The organism is Streptomyces sp. NPDC057877, assembly GCF_042796855.1.
Classification (GTDB): Bacteria; Actinomycetota; Actinomycetes; order Streptomycetales; family Streptomycetaceae; genus Streptomyces.
Genome location: NZ_JBHVMS010000005.1, coordinates 465,905 through 480,727, shown reverse-complemented (window position 1 = coordinate 480,727; position 14,823 = coordinate 465,905). Strand labels below are relative to the sequence as shown.

The 14,823-nt window shown below is 71.1% G+C and carries 17 protein-coding genes; 9 read left to right on the top strand and 8 right to left on the bottom strand.

Annotation, left to right across the window (positions count from 1 at the left end; translation table 11 throughout):
• The first annotated feature begins 71 nt into the window (after positions 1-71).
• The 7 genes from ACFVQG_RS17235 (at position 72) to ACFVQG_RS17205 (ending at position 5,555) form a co-directional block, all read left to right on the top strand.
• Positions 72-434: an ArsC/Spx/MgsR family protein gene (locus tag ACFVQG_RS17235; protein WP_383383019.1), complete on the top strand. Its 363-nt coding sequence runs from the start codon at positions 72-74 to the stop codon at positions 432-434.
• Positions 435-531: 97 nt separating this feature from the next.
• On the top strand, positions 532-1,215 hold the full coding sequence (locus ACFVQG_RS17230) for a hypothetical protein (RefSeq protein ID WP_383383015.1): 684 nt from the start codon (positions 532-534) through the stop codon (positions 1,213-1,215).
• Positions 1,216-1,537: 322 nt separating this feature from the next.
• Positions 1,538-2,566 carry a glutamine synthetase gene (glnII, locus tag ACFVQG_RS17225; protein WP_383383012.1) on the top strand — a complete coding sequence of 343 codons (1,029 nt, stop codon included), beginning with the start codon at positions 1,538-1,540 and terminating at the stop codon, positions 2,564-2,566.
• Positions 2,567-2,646: 80 nt separating this feature from the next.
• Positions 2,647-3,567, top strand: coding sequence for a DUF6891 domain-containing protein (locus ACFVQG_RS17220; RefSeq protein ID WP_383383008.1), 921 nt, complete (start codon positions 2,647-2,649; stop codon positions 3,565-3,567).
• A 71-nt stretch (positions 3,568-3,638) separates the two neighbouring features.
• Positions 3,639-4,634 (top strand): SDR family oxidoreductase, encoded by a 996-nt coding sequence (locus ACFVQG_RS17215; protein ID WP_383383005.1) that lies wholly within the window; start codon positions 3,639-3,641, stop codon positions 4,632-4,634.
• Between the two features lie 211 nt (positions 4,635-4,845).
• Complete coding sequence (locus ACFVQG_RS17210) at positions 4,846-5,160, top strand: hypothetical protein (protein WP_383383003.1); 315 nt, start codon at positions 4,846-4,848, stop codon at positions 5,158-5,160.
• Positions 5,161-5,306: 146 nt separating this feature from the next.
• Positions 5,307-5,555, top strand: a complete 249-nt coding sequence (locus tag ACFVQG_RS17205) for a hypothetical protein (RefSeq protein WP_383383000.1) — start codon at positions 5,307-5,309, stop codon at positions 5,553-5,555.
• Between the two features lies 1 nt (position 5,556).
• Here the strand turns inward: ACFVQG_RS17205 and ACFVQG_RS17200 are convergent, their stop codons facing one another.
• The 4 genes from ACFVQG_RS17200 to glnA all read right to left on the bottom strand — a co-directional run bounded on the left by ACFVQG_RS17200 (position 5,557) and on the right by glnA (position 9,169).
• Positions 5,557-6,147 (bottom strand): hypothetical protein, encoded by a 591-nt coding sequence (locus ACFVQG_RS17200; RefSeq protein WP_383382997.1) that lies wholly within the window; start codon positions 6,145-6,147, stop codon positions 5,557-5,559.
• 1 nt (position 6,148) lies between these two features.
• Entirely contained in the window at positions 6,149-7,057 is a 909-nt protein-coding gene (gene htpX, locus ACFVQG_RS17195; RefSeq protein WP_383382994.1) for a zinc metalloprotease HtpX, read from the bottom strand.
• Positions 7,058-7,326: 269 nt separating this feature from the next.
• Positions 7,327-7,623 (bottom strand): hypothetical protein, encoded by a 297-nt coding sequence (locus tag ACFVQG_RS17190; RefSeq protein WP_383382991.1) that lies wholly within the window; start codon positions 7,621-7,623, stop codon positions 7,327-7,329.
• Positions 7,624-7,759: 136 nt separating this feature from the next.
• The gene (gene glnA / locus ACFVQG_RS17185; protein ID WP_383382988.1) at positions 7,760-9,169 is read right to left on the bottom strand and encodes a type I glutamate--ammonia ligase; all 1,410 of its coding nucleotides are present in this window, start codon (positions 9,167-9,169) and stop codon (positions 7,760-7,762) included.
• Positions 9,170-9,376: 207 nt separating this feature from the next.
• On the opposite strand from glnA, the gene ACFVQG_RS17180 reads away from it, so the two are divergent.
• Positions 9,377-9,844, top strand: a complete 468-nt coding sequence (locus tag ACFVQG_RS17180) for an RDD family protein (protein WP_383382984.1) — start codon at positions 9,377-9,379, stop codon at positions 9,842-9,844.
• A 78-nt stretch (positions 9,845-9,922) separates the two neighbouring features.
• On the opposite strand, the gene ACFVQG_RS17175 is transcribed toward ACFVQG_RS17180, so the two are convergent.
• From ACFVQG_RS17175 to lipB, 4 genes are all read right to left on the bottom strand, one after another.
• Positions 9,923-10,624: a DUF4191 domain-containing protein gene (locus tag ACFVQG_RS17175; RefSeq protein ID WP_383382981.1), complete on the bottom strand. Its 702-nt coding sequence runs from the start codon at positions 10,622-10,624 to the stop codon at positions 9,923-9,925.
• Positions 10,625-10,702: 78 nt separating this feature from the next.
• A complete protein-coding gene (locus ACFVQG_RS17170; protein WP_383382978.1) occupies positions 10,703-10,906 on the bottom strand; it encodes a hypothetical protein in 204 nt (67 codons plus the stop codon).
• Between the two features lie 273 nt (positions 10,907-11,179).
• Positions 11,180-12,145, bottom strand: a complete 966-nt coding sequence (gene lipA / locus ACFVQG_RS17165; RefSeq protein ID WP_383382977.1) for a lipoyl synthase — start codon at positions 12,143-12,145, stop codon at positions 11,180-11,182.
• A gap of 134 nt (positions 12,146-12,279) precedes the next feature.
• Positions 12,280-13,098: a lipoyl(octanoyl) transferase LipB gene (gene lipB / locus ACFVQG_RS17160; RefSeq protein ID WP_383382974.1), complete on the bottom strand. Its 819-nt coding sequence runs from the start codon at positions 13,096-13,098 to the stop codon at positions 12,280-12,282.
• Between the two features lie 230 nt (positions 13,099-13,328).
• On the opposite strand from lipB, the gene ACFVQG_RS17155 reads away from it, so the two are divergent.
• Complete coding sequence (locus tag ACFVQG_RS17155; RefSeq protein ID WP_383382972.1) at positions 13,329-14,804, top strand: regulator; 1,476 nt, start codon at positions 13,329-13,331, stop codon at positions 14,802-14,804.
• Positions 14,805-14,823 lie beyond the last annotated feature (19 nt).

Genomic DNA, 14,823 nt, shown 5'->3' with positions numbered 1-14,823 from the left:
GTTGATCCGGTGCGGCGGGTGGCGGGGCGCGGACGGGATCGGCGGGCCGCTCACGCCGTACCGTGACCGGCATGGAGATCTGGATCAACCCGGCCTGTTCCAAGTGCCGCGCCGCCGTCGGACTGCTCGACGCCGAGGGGGCCGAGTACACCGTCCGCCGCTATCTGGAGGACGTACCGAGCGAGGACGAGATCAGGGACGTGCTCGACCGCCTGGGCCTCGAGCCGTGGGACATCACCCGCACCCAGGAGGCCGTCGCCAGGGAACTGGGGGTCAGGGAGTGGCCCCGGGAGCCGGGCGCGCGGGGGCGGTGGATCGCGGCGCTCGCGGAGCACCCGAAGCTGATCCAGCGGCCGATCATCACCGCGGACGACGGTACGGCGGTGGTGGCGCGGACGGACGAGGCCGTACGGGACGCGCTGTCCCGGGGGTGACCCAGGTCACTCGGGTCTCCTCCGTGACCGCTGAGTGACCTCGTTCGATATCTCGTACCTAGCGGCGTACGCTCCCCGACCTCTTCAGGAGGCGCGCATGTCGCGTAGGCGAACGCTCGGTACGAAGAAGAAGATCGCGCTGCTGGTGAGCGCTGCGTCGGTGGCGGGAGGTGGCGCCTTCGTCATGGCGAGCACCTCGAACGCCGCCCAGTCCGCCGCGGACTCGACCGTCTGCCAGGGGCTCGCCACCGCCCTCGGCAACAACCAGCGCTTCATCGAGGGCCAGCGGGCCGCGCCCGACGCCCAGTCGGAGGCGCGGATCGCCAACCGTGAGGCGGTCATCGCCCAGATCCGGCTCCAGCAGGAGGCGTCCGGGTGCGAGGTCGGCGAGGCGATCGGGGGGTCGGCTCAGGACCCTCAGGAGCAGCCCGCGCAGCCGTCGCAGCCCGCGCAGCCTTCCCAGCCCGCGCAGCCTTCCCAGCCCGCGCAGCCGTCCCAGCCCGCCGCGGGCGGGGGCGGTGCCGTCGCCTCCGGGGAGCAGGTGTGCAACGGCTCCACCGTCACCCTCTCCGGCGAGGACGGCGCCCCGGCCGCGTCCAGCAACCAGTTCCCGGCCGGTACGAAGCTGAAGGTGACCAACCTGGACAACGACAAGTCCACGACCGTGGAGGTCACCTCGGTCTCCGGCAGCTGCGTCCTGCTGAACAACGCCGCCTTCGAGCAGGTCCGCGAGCCCGGCAAGTTCCTGATCCGCCGGGCGGTCATCGAGAAGGTGGGCTGAGGAATCCGGCGAGGTGGCGTCGGGGGGCGTCACCTCGCCGGTGCCCCCTCCACGGCGCCGTACACCCATCGCATACGAGCCGTCGTACGGCCGGGTCCGGGGGAGCGCGAGCGGCGGTCGCCGCCTGGGGGTCGCGCACTCGGCCCGGCCTCACGGCGTGAGCCCGGCCACACCACCACCAGGTAACACGGGGTTCACAAACGGGCAATGATCGGGAAATCGCCTGTTGACAGGCTGCCGGGCACATGAGCGCGGCGCCTCAGTGCCGCAGCGCCGCAGCACCCGCAAGCGCGCCCAGACCCACCCCCGAAGGAAGTGGCCCGTGACCTTCAAGGCTGAGTACATCTGGATCGACGGCACCGAGCCGACGGCCAAGCTCCGTTCCAAGACGAAGATCCTGGCCGATGACGCCAAGGGCGCGGAGCTGCCGATCTGGGGCTTCGACGGGTCCTCCACCAACCAGGCCGAGGGCCACGCCTCGGACTGTGTGCTCAAGCCGGTCTTCTCCTGCCCCGACCCGATCCGCGGCGGCGACGACATCCTGGTCCTGTGCGAGGTCCTCAACACGGACATGACCCCGCACTCCTCCAACACGCGCGCCGCGCTCACCGAGGTCGCCGAGAAGTTCGCCGCCCAGGAGCCGATCTTCGGCATCGAGCAGGAGTACACCTTCTTCGACGGCTCGCGCCCGCTGGGCTTCCCCGAGGGCGGCTTCCCGGCCCCGCAGGGCGGCTACTACTGCGGTGTCGGCGCCGACGAGATCTTCGGCCGCGACGTCGTCGAGGCGCACCTGGAGAACTGCCTGAAGGCGGGCCTGGGCATCTCCGGCATCAACGCCGAGGTCATGCCCGGCCAGTGGGAGTTCCAGGTCGGCCCGCTGGCCCCGCTGGAGGTCTCCGACCAGCTGTGGGTGGCCCGCTGGCTGCTCTACCGCACCGCCGAGGACTTCGGCGTCTCCGCCACCCTCGACCCCAAGCCGGTCAAGGGCGACTGGAACGGCGCGGGCGCGCACACCAACTTCTCCACCAAGGCGATGCGCGAGGGCTACGACGCGATCATCACCGCCTGCGAGTCGCTCGGTGAGGGCTCCAAGCCGCTCGACCACGTCAAGAACTACGGCGCGGGCATCGACGACCGCCTCACCGGCCTGCACGAGACCGCCCCGTGGGACAAGTACTCCTACGGCGTCTCCGACCGCGGCGCCTCGGTGCGCATCCCGTGGCAGGTCGAGAAGGACGGCAAGGGCTACATCGAGGACCGCCGCCCCAACGCCAACGTCGACCCTTACGTGGTCACCCGCCTCCTCGTCGACACCTGCTGCTCGGCGCTGGAGAAGGCCGGTCAGGTCTGATCCGCCAGCTTCCCCCGCAGGGCGCCCGCCGATTCGGCGGGCGCCCTTCGTTGTCAGTGGCGCGTGGCATGGTGGACGGCATGGAGACCGACGGGGGACTGGACATCAAGGTCGAGACGGAGAACTGGCAGACACATCTGCGGCTCTCCGCGGCGGGGTTGCGGGAGCTGGTGGAGCGGATCGGGGCGGACGGCGACCGCTGGCTGGTCGTGCAGCGGGTGCCGGACCTCCCGGACGTCTTCGCCCAGGTGTGGCACGAGACGGGCGGGGACTACCGGCTCGAGCACCGAAGAGGCGCGCGGGAGTTCTTCGGTACGAACCTCACGGATCCGCGCCGGGTGGCCGACCTCGTCACCGGCTGGGCACGGCAGACGGACGGCTGGGACGCGGGCGTCGCGTGGGAGCCGGTCGAGGTGGGCCCCCGCGAGGAGGTGCCCGAGCTGCCGGACGAGGTGCGCGAGAAGGTCGAGACCCGGGTGCGGGAGCTGCTGCGCTGCGGGTACGGCACGCGCAAGCAACTGGCCGAGGCCGCCGAGGACCACCTGGCCGACGGGGAGCGGCGGCCGGTGTCCCGGGACCAGGCCTGGCAGCTCGTGGACCGGCTGTGGCTGGAGAGAGTCGCCGAACAGCGCGCGTGGGAGGGCGAGACCGACCCGGAGCGGCTCATGCGCGCCTTCGCCGCGCTGGACGCGAGCGGCGTCACGGCCCGGGAGAACTTCACCTGCTGCCGCGGCTGCGGCCTGGCGGAGATAGGCGCGGAGCGCGAAGGGGCGCGCGGCTTCGTCTTCTTCCCCACCCAGGCCTCGGAACACGTGGCGGCCGGACACGGCCTCACGCTCTACTACGGCGGCTTCGACGACTCCGAGGAGACGACCGCGGCCGTCGGCCGGGAGGTCGTGGCCTCGCTCGGCGCGGTGGGGCTGTCGACGCGCTGGGACGGCAGCCCGGGTCAGGCGATCACGGTCACCCCGCTGGAGTGGCGCAAGCGCCTGGTGGGTTGAGGCGGGCCGGGGCCTCTGCTGACGGCATACAGGGCTACCGCCCCGTCCGGCCACCGGGCAGAGTCACCGGCATGAGGCTTCTGACGCTGGGTGGTACGGAGTTCGTGGGGCGGGCCGTGGTGGACGCGGCCCTGGAACGCGGCTGGGAGGTGACCGTCTTCCACCGGGGACGGCACGAACCCCCCGCCGGAGCGCGGTCGCTGCACGGCGACCGCACCGACCCCGACGGACTCACCGCCCTCGCCGAGGGCGGCACCTGGGACGCCGTGGTCGACACCTGGTCGGCGGCGCCCCGCGCGGTCCGGGACGCGGCACGGCTGCTGCGGGACCGGGTGGGCCGGTACGCCTACGTGTCGAGCTGCTCGGTGTACGCCTGGCCGCCGTCCGCCGGATTCACCGAGGACGCGCCCCTGGTCGACGGCGCCTCCCCGGACGCCGACGCCACCGACTACGCGCGCGACAAGCGGGGCGGCGAGCTGGCCACCCTGGACGCCTTCGGCACGGACCGCTCGCTGCTCGTGCGCTGCGGACTGATCCTCGGGCCGTACGAGAACGTGGGCCGACTGCCGTGGTGGCTCGGCCGGATGGCCCGCGGCGGCCCCGTCCTCGCCCCCGGCCCGCGTGACCTGCCGCTCCAGTACGTCGATGTCCGCGACCTGGCCGCATGGACCCTGGACGCGGTGGCGGCGGGACTGAGCGGCCCGTACAACCTGGTCAGCGCGCCCGGTCACACCACCACGGCCGGACTGCTGGAGGCCTGCGCGGAGGTCACCGGCGGCTCGGCCGACCTGCGCTGGACGGACCCCGACGCGGTACTGGCGGCGGGCATCGAGCCCTGGACGCAGCTGCCGGTGTGGGTGCCCCCGGCGAGCGAACTGCACGCCGCCGTGCACAACGCGGACGTCTCCCGCGCCCTCGCGTCGGGACTGCGCTGCCGCCCGGTGACGGAGACCGTCGCCGACACCTGGACCTGGCTGCGGAGCATCGGCGGCACGGCCCCGCAGCGCCCGGACCGGCCACGGCTGGGACTGGACCCGGAGGTGGAGGCGAAGGTGCTGGCCGACTGACGGCAGAGGCAGCTCTGTTCGATTTCTCCGAAGTCCCCCACCGGCCTCAGGAGCCCGCCCCGAAACACCCCTGATCCACCTGTCTACCTGCGATGTTGATGCCGAGTCAGGCACGGTTGATTGTCAGTGGTGGGCGGTAAACTGTAAGCAGTGTTCGAGAGTTCCACCGGAACTGTCCCGGTGGGGCTCTGACCGCGACAGGAGGTCGCCTGTGCCCGCTGCCGCACTCAAGTCGAAGGCGCTGCCCACCCAGTCCACCGCGGGGCGTCCCGTCCTGCTCGACCTGCCGTACGCACCCGTGGAGAAGCACCCACTGCCGCCGGGCCGACCGCGCGAGTGGTACATCACGCACAACCGCCGCCTCAAGGCCATGCGCCTGGCGATCGCCCTGCTCGACTCGGGCGTGTACGTACCGAACCAGGCCCGCAACGAGACGATACGGAGCACCGCGGAACTGATCGGCGTGCATCCGCCGTCGGACACCACCTGCCACATGGTGCGCGCACTGATCCGCTACAGCCGCTGAGGGGGAGACGCCGGGTGCCCGCCGCGCACGCGGGCACCCGGCGTTGGCCGTCCCGCACAGCGGAAAAACCGGATGCGTCCCCCCACCGGCCCGGCGCTACGCTCATGGTGTCAACCACCCCAACGCACGTCCGAGGGAGGCCAGCCATGAACGCAGTCGTGCTTTCCGGGACGGCCGTCCTGGTCGTCCTGGGATTCGGTAACCACACCTACTGGCTCGCCGCGGTCGCGCTGCTCTACCTGTACGTGAAGTACGGGCGGGGCACCACCGGCAGCACCGGCAGCACCGCTCCCGGTGCCGGTGCGGCGCCCGCGACGTACAAGGCGTACCGCAAGCGCCGGGACCAGCAGGCGCAGTGGGAGCGGCGGTACCGCAGGGAGCGCAGCGGTCGCTGAGTCACAGACCGGGGGCGCCCCAGAGGGGGAACCAGCGGCCCAGGTCCTGTTCGATGCGCAGGTCGTTCGCCAGGACGGCCTTGATCTGCAGCTCCAGCGCGTTGTCGCGCCGCTGTCCGGAGCCGCCGGGCAGCGGCGCGAACGGGTAGAAGGTGCCCCGCTTGTAGAGATAGACGAGCGCGAGGGGCCGCCCGCCCTCGTCCCGGAAGCCCGCGAGGGAGCACAGCAGCTGCGGGCCGAAGCCGTTGATCTCCATGGAGCTGTTCACGGCGTGCAGATCGGTGACGAGCTGGGGCAGCTCGTCGGGGGAGCGGCGGGAGACCAGCCAGGAGTAGCCGTAGTCGTCCCGCTCCAGTCGCACGGGTGCGCCCCGGCGGTCGGCGTCCGCGTCGAGCAGGGCCCGCACCTCGCGGTGGAGCTGGTCGAAGGCGCCGCCCTCGACGGTGGCGAAGCACACCGCGCCGTGGCCGGTCGGGGTGAAGGACGCGGCGGCCTGGAGGGTGATGGCCGCCGACGGGAGCGCGAACAACTGGTCGAGATCGGGCGCGACCGGCTTGGTGCGGCCCAGCAGGATGTCCATCAGCCGCCCCATGTCACCTGCCCGTCCCCTCACCCAGCTCCGCCGACATCCGCCCGAGCTGCTCGAGCCGCTGCTCCAGGCTCGGATGGGTGGAGAGCAGCCGGGCGATGCTGGGCTCGCGGCCCAGGGCGGGGGTGAAGTAGAAGGCGTTGAAGGCCTGCGCGGTGCGCAGGTCCCTCGTCGGGATCCTGGCGATGTCCCCGGTGACCTTGGTCAGCGCGGCGGCCAGCGCCGAGGGCCGACCGGTGAGCTGGGCCGCCGCCCGGTCCGCCGCCAGCTCCCGGTACCGGGACAGGGCCCGGATCAGCAGGAAGCTGATCGCGTAGACGGCCGCGGAGACGCCCATCACGGCCATGAAGACGACGGCGGTGTTCTGGTCCCGCCGCCCCCCGCCGAACAGCTGCGAGTAGAAGGCGAACCGGACGATCAGCCCGGCGATCACCCCGAGGAAGGAGGCGATCGTGATCACGGCCACGTCCTTGTGCGCCACATGCGACAGCTCGTGCGCCAGCACGCCCTCCAGCTCCGCGGGGTCCAACCGCCGCATCAGCCCGTCCGTCACACAGACCACCGCGTGATCGGCGTTCCGCCCGGTCGCGAAGGCGTTCGGCATGTCCATGTTGGAGACGGCGACCACCGGCTTCGGCATGTCCGCCATCGCACTCAGCCGGTCCACCACGGCATGCAGCTCGGGATACTCCTCCCGCTCCACGACCCGCCCGCGCATCGCATACAACGCGATCCGGTCCGAGAACCAGTACTGCGCCCCCAGCAGCCCGGCCGCGATCACCACCACCAGCACCCACGACTTCAGCAGCACGATCAACGCGGCGATGAACGCCACGTACAACAACCCGAGCAGAAACAGCGTGACCGACATCCGCGCCGTCAGCCGCCGATCACTCCGGAAGCGGCTGTGCATGGTGCACCACCCCGCAGTCCTGGACATACACGCGCACTCCACTGCCAGTGTGCACCAGCCCGAACCAAAGGGCGCAAAACGCCCGCCCCCGCCTACGCCTGCCTGGCACCTCCCGCGACAGCGCCCGCGTCCCTCCGGCGCCCCACCCTGCGGCTGGCCGAGCAGCGGCCACAGCACTACGCCGTCGGCTCGCTCGGCGCGACCGCTTCGGCGCCCTGACCAGCCGTTTCCGGAATGCTAGGCCCGGCAGGACACCTCAGTCGCGGCAATCACCCCCGGAAGTCGGCGTACCCCAGCAGCAGGATCACCGCCGCCATGATCCCGAAGACGAGCGCGACCGACATCCACGGCGACCTCTCCCGCCGTATTCGCCCGCGGGTACGCCCGCGGGTACGCCCGCGGACGCGTCCGCGCCCCTCCGGCTCCGGGCGGAACGGGACGGGGCCCGGTGGTTCGTGCTTCCAGCGTTCGGCGAGCATGCGGGCCCGTGCCGAGGGTTCCTTGTGTTCGGCCTCGTCGGCCCACTTGATGTCGAACTCCCGTTCGGAGTCGCCCTGCTCGGTCATCCCCGTTCGCCTCTCTCGACGATTCATCGTTCACCTACAGGATCCCTCGTCCGCGTGGTTTGCGGGAGGCGCCGCCCGAAAACGCCCGAGGGGCGCCACCCGGGATCCGGGTGACGCCCCTCACGGTGGGTGTCGATCACACGTCGAAGTACAGCTCGAACTCGTGCGGGTGCGGACGCAGCTGGAGCGGCGCGATCTCGTTGGTGCGCTTGTAGTCGATCCAGGTCTCGATCAGGTCCGGGGTGAAGACATCGCCCTGGAGCAGGAACTCGTGGTCGGCCTCGAGGGAGTCCAGGACCGCCGGGAGGGAGGTCGGGACCTGCGGGACGCCCGCGTGCTCCTCGGGGGCCAGCTCGTAGAGGTCCTTGTCGATCGGCTCGGCGGGCTCGATCTTGTTCTTGATGCCGTCCAGGCCCGCGAGGAGGAGGGCGGAGAAGGCCAGGTACGGGTTGCCGGAGGAGTCGGGCGCGCGGAACTCGACGCGCTTGGCCTTCGGGTTGGAGCCCGTGATCGGGATGCGCATCGCGGCGGAGCGGTTGCGCTGCGAGTAGACCAGGTTCACCGGGGCCTCGAAGCCGGGGACCAGGCGGTGGTAGGAGTTCACCGTCGGGTTGGTGAAGGCCAGCAGCGACGGGGCGTGCTTGAGGATGCCGCCGATGTAGAAGCGGGCGGTGTCCGACAGACCGGCGTAGCCCTGCTCGTCGTAGAACAGCGGGTCGCCGTTGCTCCACAGCGACTGGTGGACGTGCATGCCCGAGCCGTTGTCACCGAAGATCGGCTTCGGCATGAAGGTCGCGGTCTTGCCGTTGCGCCAGGCGACGTTCTTCACGATGTACTTGAACAGCTGGAGGTCGTCGGCGGCGGCGAGCAGCGTGTTGAACTTGTAGTTGATCTCGGCCTGACCGGCGGTGCCCACCTCGTGGTGCTGGCGCTCGACCTTCAGGCCGGACCGCTCCAGCTCCAGGGAGATCTCGGCGCGCAGGTCGGCGAAGTGGTCGACCGGCGGGACCGGGAAGTAGCCGCCCTTGTAGCGGACCTTGTAGCCGCGGTTGTCCTCCAGCGCGCCGGTGTTCCAGGCGCCCGCCTCGGAGTCGATGTGGTAGAAGGACTCGTTCGACGAGGTGGCGAAGCGCACGCTGTCGAAGACGTAGAACTCCGCCTCCGGGCCGAAGTACGCCGTGTCGGCGATGCCCGTCGACGCCAGGTACGCCTCGGCCTTCTTCGCCACGTTGCGCGGGTCACGGCTGTACTGCTCGCCGGTGATCGGGTCGTGGATGAAGAAGTTCACGTTCAGCGTCTTGTCCCGGCGGAACGGGTCGACGCGGGCGGTGGACAGGTCGGCGCGGAGCGCCATGTCGGACTCGTGAATGGCCTGGAAGCCCCGGATCGAGGAGCCGTCGAAGGCCAGTTCCTCGGTCGGGTCGAACGCCTCAGCGGGCACCGTGAAGTGCTGCATGACGCCCGGGAGGTCGCAGAAGCGGACGTCGATGAACTTGACGTCCTCGTCCGCGATGAACTTCTTGGCCTCGTCGGCGTTCTGGAACATCCAGCTCCTCCTACTCCCGACCGTCCCGCCGGGGTGGTAGTTCGTTGTGCGGCCAGTGCGGTGGCACACGCTGACCTCGACCCTAGGGACGCGTGATTTCTCGGGCGTGACCCATTTGTTTCGCACAAGTTAACCGGGCTGCTTCCACCGTAGCTCCGGAACACCCCGCCGTGGTCCTCTCGAATGCGCGGTCGGTACCTTGTACGGGTGGACAAGAGGCGAGCAATCGGATCGTGGCTCTCCGGGCCCCGCGCGGCCCTGGAGGAGGCCGGTGCCGACTTCGGGTACCGGGGTGAGCAGTTGGGTCTGCCGGAGACCGGACCGGGGTCCATCGCGGGGCCGGGGCGGCGCCTCACGGCCCTCGCCGTCGACTGGGGCCTGTGCCTCTTGATCGCATACGGCCTGATCACGGACGGCTATCGACAGGCGACCGGCAACTGGGCCCTGCTGATCTTCTTCGTGCTGAGCACCCTCACCGTCGGCACCATCGGCTCCACCCCCGGCAAGCGGCTGCTCGGCCTGCGCGTGGTCTCCCTCGACACCGGCCTGGTGCGCCCGCTGCCCGCCGTGCTGCGCTCGGCCCTGCTCTGCCTCGCCGTCCCCGCCCTGATCTGGGACCGCGACGGCCGCGGCCTCCACGACCGGCTGGCCCGCACGGTCGAGGTGCGGATCTGAGACCCGGTGCGCGGATACGACGATGGGGGCGCCCGGTGTGATCCGGGCGCCCCCATCGTCGTATCCGTCGTGCGGGGGTCAGCGAGGCTTCGGGCCGCCCCTCGGCATCCGCATGCCCTTGGGCATCGGACCCTTGGGCAGCGGCATGTTGCTCATCAGGTCGCCCAGCGCGCGCAGCCGGTCGTTGGTGGCGGTGATCTGCGGGCCGCTGAGGACGCGGGGCAGCTTCACCATGGTGGTGCGCAGCTTCTTCAGCTCGACCATGCCCTCGCCGTTGCCCACGATCAGGTCGTGCACCGGGACGTCCGCGACGATGCGGTTCATCTTCTTCTTCTCGGCGGCCAGCAGGCTCTTGACCCGGTTCGGGTTGCCCTCGGCGACCAGCACGATGCCGGGCTTGCCGACGGCCCGGTGCACCACGTCCTGGCTGCGGTTCATCGCCACCGCGGGGGTCGTGGTCCAGCCCCGGCCGATGTTGTCCAGCACGGCCGCTGCGGCGCCCGGCTGGCCCTCCATCTGCCCGAAGGCCGCCCGCTCGGCCCGGCGCCCGAAGACGATCGCCGTCGCGAGGAAGGCGAGCAGCAGGCCCAGGATGCCGAGATAGATGGGGTGCCCGATCAAGAAGCCGATCGCGAGGAAGACACCGAAGGTGACGATTCCGACAGCCGCGAGTACAAGACCGATCTTCTTGTCGGCCTTGCGGGTCATCTTGTAGGTCAGAGCGATCTGCTTCAGTCGCCCGGGGTTCGCAGCGTCCGCTGCGGTTTCCTTCCTCGCCATGCCTCGAAGTCTACGTGGCCCCGGCAGCGCCGACGACGGCGGTGTCCGGCGAGGGGGCGGAAGGGGTGGCGGGGACGGTCAGGAGGAGCGGGTGGTGAGGGCCTGGGCGAGGACGCGCTCGGCCTCGATGCGGTCCTTGGCCCGGCGGCGGTCCTCCAGGACGGAGGCCCACGCGTTGCGGCGGGCGGTGCGCTGGCCGCCGCTCATGAGCAGCGACTCGACGGCGCGCAGTGCCTCGGTGAGCGACGGGATCGCGGTGGCTCGGACGGGCGCGGCCTGCATGATGGGGGTCCCCCTCGGTCGGGCTCTGGGTAGTGGTGCACATGGCGTGAGGCCAGGGTCACTGTTCGGTGTTACCAGGGCGTGACTGACCGGTCAAACGCCCATGAAGGCCTGGCGGGACGGGTGGAAACGCCGACGCGGCCCTGACGGGCGTCCTCAACTGCGAGGACGGTCAGGACCGCGTCGTATCGGCCGCTACTTGCAGGTAGCTTCTTGTGCGCGAATTCACACGCTTGTCGTATGCCGTTGGTCCGTGCGGGTGGTGACGGAGCGTCAGACCGCCTGGGCCGCGATGTACTCGCCGCGCTTCTCGACCGCCATCTGGTACAGGCGGCCGGCGCGGTAGGAGGAGCGGACCAGCGGGCCGGACATCACGCCGGAGAAGCCGATCTGCTCGGCCTCCTCCTTCAGCTCCACGAACTCCTGCGGCTTGACCCAGCGCTCCACCGGGTGGTGGCGCACGGAGGGGCGCAGGTACTGCGTGATGGTGATCAGCTCGCAGCCCGCCTCGTGCAGCTGGCGCAGCGCCTCGCTGATCTCCTCACGCGTCTCGCCCATGCCGAGGATCAGGTTCGACTTGGTGACCAGGCCGTAGTCGCGGGCGTCGGTGAGGACCTGCAGCGAGCGGTCGTAGCGGAAGCCGGGGCGGATGCGCTTGAAGATCCTCGGGACCGTCTCGACGTTGTGCGCGAAGACCTCCGGGCGGGAGGCGAAGACCTCGGCCAGCAGCTCGGGGACCGCGTTAAAGTCGGGGGCCAGCAGCTCGACCTTGGTCCGGCCGCCCTCGCGTCCGGCGGTCTGCTGGTGGATCTGGCGGACCGTCTCGGCGTACAGCCAGGCGCCGCCGTCCTCCAGGTCGTCGCGGGCGACGCCGGTGATGGTGGCGTAGTTCAGGTCCATGGTGACCACGGACTCGCCGACGCGGCGGGGCTCGTCACGGTCGAGGGCCTCGGGCTTGCCGGTGTCGATCTGGCAGAAGTCACAGCGCCGGGTGCACTGGTCGCCGCCGATGAGGAACGTGGCCTCGCGGTCCTCCCAGCACTCGTAGATGTTGGGGCAGCCGGCTTCCTGGCAGACGGTGTGCAGGCCCTCGCTTTTGACGAGGTTCTGCATCTGGGTGTATTCGGGGCCCATTTTCGCCCGGGTCTTGATCCACTCGGGCTTGCGCTCGATGGGGGTCTGGCTGTTGCGGACCTCCAGGCGCAGCATCTTGCGTCCGTCGGGTGCGATTGCGGACACGACCGGCTCCCTAGCGATTGATTCTTCGGCGTTCTTCAGGGTACGCCCGTTGATTTGTCGGCCTGCGTCGGTGCTGGCCTTGCTGGGGGCTACCGCCCCCCAGGCCTCCGCTTTCGGCCTGGACGGCCTCGTCCTCACGCGCCGGACGGGCTGGCGGTCGCCGGTGTCCTCTCGATGTCGCGCGGCTTCAGGTCCGCGTGCTCCAGGACGTCGCGCAGGTGGCGTTCGACGACCGGCGTGACGTCGGCCACCGTGATGTCGCGGGCCAGTTCGCCCGCGAGGGACGTGACGCCCGCGTCGCGGATGCCGCAGGGGATGATGCGGTCGAACCAGACGTTGTCGGGGTTCACGTTGAGGGCGAAGCCGTGCATCGTCACGCCCTTGGCGACCCGGATGCCGATCGCGGCGATCTTGCGGTCCTCGCGGCGCTGGCCCGCGTTGGAGGGGGCGTACTCGGGGCCGTTGAGGCGGGGGTCGAACTCGTCGTCGTGCAGGCGGGGGTCGAAGTCGAGGGAGAGGCCGCCGAGCGCGGGGCGGGTCTCCACCGGGTCGCCGAGGACCCAGACGCCGCTGCGGCCCTCGACCCGGGTGGTCTCCAGGCCGAACTCCGCGCAGGTGCGGATCAGGGCCTCCTCCAGGCGCCGGACGTGGGCGACGACGTCGACCGGGCGGGGCAGCTTCTGGATCGGGTAGCCCACCAGCTGGCCGGGGCCGTGCCAGGTGATCTTGCCGCCGCGGTCCACGTCGACGACCGGGGTGCCGTCGAGGGGGCGCTCGTTGTCCGCCGTGCGGCGGCCCGCGGTGTAGACCGGGGGATGTTCGAGGAGCAGCACGGTGTCGGGGATCTCGTCGGCGAACCGGGCCGCGTGCACCCGGCGCTGCTCGTCCCACGCCTCCCGGTACTCGACGGCATCCGCGCCGAACCCCATGCGGACGAACCGCAATTCACTCACGGCAAGCGCCTCCCTAGGTCGTAAGGCATGAAACGCGCCTACGCCACTGTACGACTCCCTCTCGGGCGTCAGCTCTGCGGGCAATCCTCACACGATCGGATGAATGAACGTCGAAGTGTGCGATCAGCCGCTTACTCTCCGCTACATTCGCGCCGTTCACGAGGCCATAAGGGCTGCTCACAGGCAATCCGGGCACTTCAGCGCCTGGAAGGCAGGAGACCGCACCGCAGATGACGGAACGACCCGCGCAGCGCACCCCCAACCGCCAGCTCGCCGCGCTCATCGCAGAAGCGGGGTTCTCCAACGCAGGTCTCGCCCGTCGCGTGGACCAGCTCGGCCTCGAACACGGCCTCGATCTCAGATACGACAAGACATCCGTCACCCGCTGGCTGCGCGGACAGCAGCCACGCGGCACCACACCCGCGCTCATCGCCGAGGTGTTCACCCGGCGCCTGGGGCGCCGTCTGACCGCCCAGGACCTCGGGCTCGACGCCTGCGCCCCCGTCTACGCGGGGCTGGAGTTCGCCGCCACCCCCGAGGAGGCCATCGACATCGTCAGCGGTCTGTGGCGCAAGGACTCCGGCAGCCATGCCGAGCTGCGCAAGATCGCCTTCACCGCCGCCGGTCTCGTCGTCCCCAGCCGTGACTGGCTGATCGGTCGGCCGGACGAGAAGGTCGCCCGTGGCGAGCCCGCCCCGCGCGTGCCCGCGCAGCCCCGCGTGGGCAAGCCGACGGTCACGGTGCCCGGGCTGCCCCCGGTGCCCCGGCAGCGCGGCAGCCAGGCCGACCGCGGCCCCGGCCAGCGGGTCACCGGCGGCGACATCGCCGCGCTGCGCTCGGTGGGCGAGCTGTTCCGCACCCTCGACGACGCCTACGGCGGCGGCCACGCCCGGCAGGCCCTGGTGCGCTATCTGGAGCACGAGTGCGAGCCGATGCTGCGCGGCAGCTACGGCGAGCAGACCGGCCGCCGCCTGTTCGCGGCCGCCGCCGACCTCACCCGGCTCGCGGGCTGGACGTCGTACGACATCGCCGCGCACGGGCTCGCGCAGCGCTACTTCGTGCAGGCGCTGCGGCTGTCGCAGGCGGCCGGGGACCGGGCCTACGGCTCGTACGTGCTGGTCACCATGAGCAGGCAGGCCGTCTACCTCGGGCACGGGCGGGAGGCCGTGCAGCTCGCGCGGGTGGCCCAGCAGGGCATCGGCGCCTCCGCGCCGCCGGTGGTGCAGGCGCTGCTGCACTCCGCCGAGGCGCGCGGCCACGGGGTGCTCGGCGAGGTGCGGGCGTGCACGGCCTCCCTGGTGCGCGCCGAGCGTGCGCTGGAGGGCGCGCGGTCCGGCGACGAGGTGCCGCACTGGGCGCGGTTCTTCGACGAGGCGCAGCTCGCCGACGAGTTCGGGCACTGCCACCGGGACCTCCAGCAGTTCCGCGCGGCAGCGCAGCACGCGGAGCGCTCGTTGCAGCTGCGCGCCCCGTCCTATGCGCGCAGCCGTCTGTTCTGCCGGATCGTGCTGGCCACCGCCCGGCTCGGCCTCGGCGAGCTGGACCAGGCCTGCCAGCTGGCCGCCGAGGCCGCCGGGCAGGCGGCGGAGATGCGGTCGGTGCGGGCGGTGGAGTACGTCAGGGACTTCGAGCGGAGGCTGGAGCCGTACAAGGACGCCGCCCCGGTGCGGGGGTACCGGGACCGGGTGGCGGCGGCATTGGGCTGACGCCGCGTGCCCCGTCGGG